Below are 229 nucleotides of genomic sequence, written 5' to 3'. Positions count from 1 at the left end.
ACCGCTATTTTCAATCGGTGGTGAAAAAATATCCCTCATTCCGAAAATTCCCCAGTTATTTAAGAAGAGCAGGGATAGCCGATGCTATTGGTATAGTGTCAAGTTTTCAAACGAGATATAGAGCATGGCAATCGGGAGAGAGAAAACATCGCTTTTGCCAACCGCCAAAACTGACAGCAATGTGCAGAAGTTATCCCTCATTGTACAAAGGTCAACAGATTCGTTATGG

1 pseudogene is annotated in these 229 nt (G+C 41.9%); it reads left to right on the top strand.

Going from position 1 to position 229, the window contains the following annotated elements:
* A pseudogene (locus tag JUI58_RS18925) lies at nucleotides 1-229 on the top strand (IS200/IS605 family accessory protein TnpB-related protein); the annotation flags it as partial.

This window comes from Spirulina sp. CCY15215 (assembly GCF_016888125.1).
Taxonomy (GTDB): Bacteria; Cyanobacteriota; Cyanobacteriia; order Cyanobacteriales; family Spirulinaceae; genus CCY15215.
This window is presented reverse-complemented; position numbering and strand designations above follow the sequence as displayed.